The sequence below is a fragment of the Aminobacter sp. P4_D5 genome (assembly GCF_056401815.1).
The window spans coordinates 1-3,239 of sequence record NZ_JBFUIP010000314.1; the positions used below are offsets into that span (position 1 = coordinate 1).

The window sequence follows — 3,239 nt, forward strand, 5'->3', positions numbered from 1 at the left end:
ATCGGGCTCTCTCGAATATCGGTGCGCAGCTAAAGCGGCCTGTCGAATCTGTGGCAGGTCACCACAAGGCATAAGTATCTCGGACACCGTTGCATGTCGCAACTTGTCCTCACCGCGAAGATGCTTGGCCACGACCCTCAGGACAGGCTGCACTGGCACTGCACCCTTGTTGCCGGCGCCGATCGAGGCCGCGAATTTGATATCTTGCAGATAGTCCAGCACCTCCCATAGTTCCGCGCGCTGCTTGCCTCCGTCATTGGCTCGTCACGACGATGTGCGATCCTGAAAAGCTCCCAATCCCCTCATCAATTCTCCCCAGGACCCCGCCGTTCACTGGCGGGGTTCTCTTTGCCATTTTTGGAGTCGACCTAACTTGCTGCCTTGCGGTATAATGGCGTGATCCAACTGGAAGGTGTGTGTTGAGCGAACTCGACCAACTCCAGGATCTCTACGACGTAGTGCAGCGCAGCATTGAGCGCGCCAGGGGCACTAAGCTGACGCGAACTCAGATTGCTGAAGTCGAGCATCGAGAGGCGCTGATGGAGACCATTGCGGCCGAAATCCTCAGTGTCAAAGGCGCGTCGAACAATGAGGCTGCCTGATGCCTGGCCATGTCTACAATGTTCTGTTTCTCTGCACCGGCAACACCGCGCGCTCGATAATGGGCGAGAGCATACTTCAGAAGGAAGGTGCCGGGCGGTTCAACGCCTTCTCCGCAGGAAGCCAACCGAAGGGCGTGGTCAATCCATTGGCACTGAAGGTGCTTGCCGCGCTCGGCTATCTGACAGACGGGTTCCGGTCGAAGTCCTGGGACGAATATGCAGTGCCTGACGCGCCAGAAATGGATTTCGTCTTCACGGTCTGTGATGACGCGGCCGAAGAATCGTGCCCGGTCTGGCCTGGGCAACCGATCACAGGCCATTGGGGTATCGAAGACCCGACGAGGGTTGAGGGCAGCGATATTGAAAAGGAATGCGCCTTCGGCATAGCTGTTCGCTTCATGAAGAACCGCATCATGGCCTTCACCAACCTTCCCCTTTCCACCATCGATCGCATGGCAGTCGATCATCATTTGCAGTTGATTGGGCGGATGTAAGGATCGACCGGAGAGGATGCTGAACGCAGCTCGTCCACCCAGTGAAAGGAGCTCACCATGGGCGGCAAGATCCAGAAGGTGTACGACGCCCTGATAGATGGTGCCGGGAAGGGTCTTGTCGGGGAAGCTCTGTACCACCACGTGCTCGCCCGGGTGCCCAAGGCGACAAGCAAGAGAATTGTCAAAGCCTCTTTGTTCGCCCTCACCGATCCAGACGTGAAGGATCTGAATATACTCAAGGTAATATTCGACCTCGCCATCACTCACCGGCTTGACCCAAAGTCTCCAGACGACGCCGATGAGCGTGATCAGGCACCGAAGAAGCGTGAACGGTTGCGCAAGAAGGCAGCAGCCGATCAGGTTGGAGACACCACAGCCACATCTGCTGATCTTAAGGCCTAGCCCTCGCGGGTGCTTCGCTGTTGACCGTCGCCCACACAGCACCCATTTATCCCGGATGACGAAAACCCTGTCCGTTATAGCCTTGGCCGTCGCTATCGGCCTTATCGCGGTGCTTTTGGTGTCCCCTTCAAGCCTCCGCCTAATGCCCGAGGAAAAGCCGTCGCAAGTTTCGGCCGTATCTCCCCGTTGAGAGGCGTTCGGGTATTGGGCGCATTATGCCTCCTGCGCCGATGAGGGATCACCAAGATCGCTAGGGCAGGCTGGCGGTGCCCGTTAAGCGACGGCTCCCCTCAAGATGGCAGATTTGCCAGGCGCGTTGCGGCGCCCGAATAAATGTTAGAAACCGATAATATTTAGATTGCCGCTCCACGGATCATTAACGAGGCGGGCGCACGCTGATGCCATCCGGGTCTTCGTCGCCCCACAGCCCCATGGCCCGGATCTCGCGCCCGGCCCAAAGGTCGGTGGTGGCAATCGCTGCTCGCCGAAATCGGAAAGGCCGGGCGCGTTGACGTCGTTGCATCAACTGATAGGCTTGCTCGGATGTTTTGTTCCAAGCAGGCCAATGACATCGCGTAAGGCGCGCACTTGCGTGCTTGGGGGCGGGGGGACACCGACGCAATGCTCGGCTAGAACATTTAAGGCGCTGCGCCGGTGCTCTGCCCCACCATAGCCCCGCCGATAGTGTCATCCAGCCCCAGGTGAGAAGCAATTAGCTAGATGGATTGATGCGCCGTATGTGGGTGGTCACGTTGGAGCGTGACGGCGGCTATTGGCCCACCCGGCAGCGGAGGGATGGCTGCCGCACCCATGCCAGGGCGAGGGCAAGTTCATTGTGTTGCTTAAACTATTTTTCGCCAAGCAATATTTGCATGTTCGAGGTTCCCGCAGCGGGCGAGCCGGCGGTTACAGCAAGACACCGCCGTGGGAAAAGACCTAAAGCGCTGTGTTGCTGGCAATGCACCGAAGCACGATGTCGTGGCTGCTCTCGAGAGCATGCATGCGCTGCTCGCAGGCCTGCATGGTGGGAAAACCCCGTTCCATGAGCTTGTATGCAACTTCCCCGGAGGCTTCGACAGCAGCCATCAGCGAATACCCGCTTGCCGGCTCGGCAGGAGGTGCCGACGATGTGCAGCCGGCAACAGCAAGAGCGATTGCCGAAACGCAGATGACCTGAAATTTGTGCATGATCCCTCCGAGGCATGGGTAAAATCGCGCGGGTCGCGATCGACGTCAATGCCACCTTGAGGAGACGAACCGTGCTACGCCCAGATCCATACAGCTACCCGCCTCGTGGTCTCAGCCGCGAGGGTGCGGCGCGCTACATCGGGATTGGTCCGACGAAGTTCGACCAGCTCGTAGCCGACGGGCGCATGCCGAAGCCGAAGCGGATCGACGGCCGTGTGGTGTGGGATCGACTGGTGCTGGATATGGCTTTCACCGACCTGCCAGAAGCCGACAATGTCAACTTTTTCGACGAGATAGTGGCAACAAGCGAGTCGCCGAGCTAACCTCCGGCAATGCAAGAGAACCAACTCGATTTGATTTGGGGTGCGGAGGGGATTGCGAAGTTCATCAATCGCACGCCGAAGCAGACGTTCCACATGCTCAGCGCTGGGCTAATCCCGGCGAAGCAAGTAGGCGGGCGGTGGGTCGTTGACCGGCGCGACCTCATTCAATTCTTTCGCGAGAGCGTGAGACCGATCGGCCAGAAAACATAATGAATTTGCCTGCTGATGAT

6 protein-coding genes are annotated in these 3,239 nt (G+C 58.4%); 4 read left to right on the forward strand and 2 right to left on the reverse strand.

Annotation, left to right across the window (positions count from 1 at the left end; genetic code table 11):
- The coding region (locus AC1DWF_RS31215; RefSeq protein WP_476783878.1) for a hypothetical protein at positions 1-222 on the reverse strand (222 nt) is incomplete at its 3' end.
- A gap of 197 nt (positions 223-419) precedes the next feature.
- Between AC1DWF_RS31215 and AC1DWF_RS31220 the strand changes: the two genes are divergently transcribed.
- From AC1DWF_RS31220 to AC1DWF_RS31230, 3 genes are read left to right on the forward strand one after another with little or no spacing between them, the layout of a single operon-like run.
- Entirely contained in the window at positions 420-602 is a 183-nt protein-coding gene (locus AC1DWF_RS31220; RefSeq protein WP_476783879.1) for a hypothetical protein, read from the forward strand.
- Positions 602-1,096 (forward strand): arsenate reductase ArsC, encoded by a 495-nt coding sequence (locus AC1DWF_RS31225; RefSeq protein ID WP_476842491.1) that lies wholly within the window; start codon positions 602-604, stop codon positions 1,094-1,096. Before AC1DWF_RS31220 ends, AC1DWF_RS31225 begins: the two co-directional genes overlap by 1 nt.
- A gap of 57 nt (positions 1,097-1,153) precedes the next feature.
- A complete protein-coding gene (locus AC1DWF_RS31230; RefSeq protein ID WP_476783881.1) occupies positions 1,154-1,498 on the forward strand; it encodes a hypothetical protein in 345 nt (114 codons plus the stop codon).
- A gap of 936 nt (positions 1,499-2,434) precedes the next feature.
- On the opposite strand, the gene AC1DWF_RS31235 is transcribed toward AC1DWF_RS31230, so the two are convergent.
- Positions 2,435-2,686, reverse strand: coding sequence for a hypothetical protein (locus AC1DWF_RS31235; RefSeq protein WP_476783882.1), 252 nt, complete (start codon positions 2,684-2,686; stop codon positions 2,435-2,437).
- Positions 2,687-2,700: 14 nt separating this feature from the next.
- On the opposite strand from AC1DWF_RS31235, the gene AC1DWF_RS31240 reads away from it, so the two are divergent.
- Entirely contained in the window at positions 2,701-3,009 is a 309-nt protein-coding gene (locus AC1DWF_RS31240; protein WP_476783883.1) for a helix-turn-helix transcriptional regulator, read from the forward strand.
- Positions 3,010-3,239 lie beyond the last annotated feature (230 nt).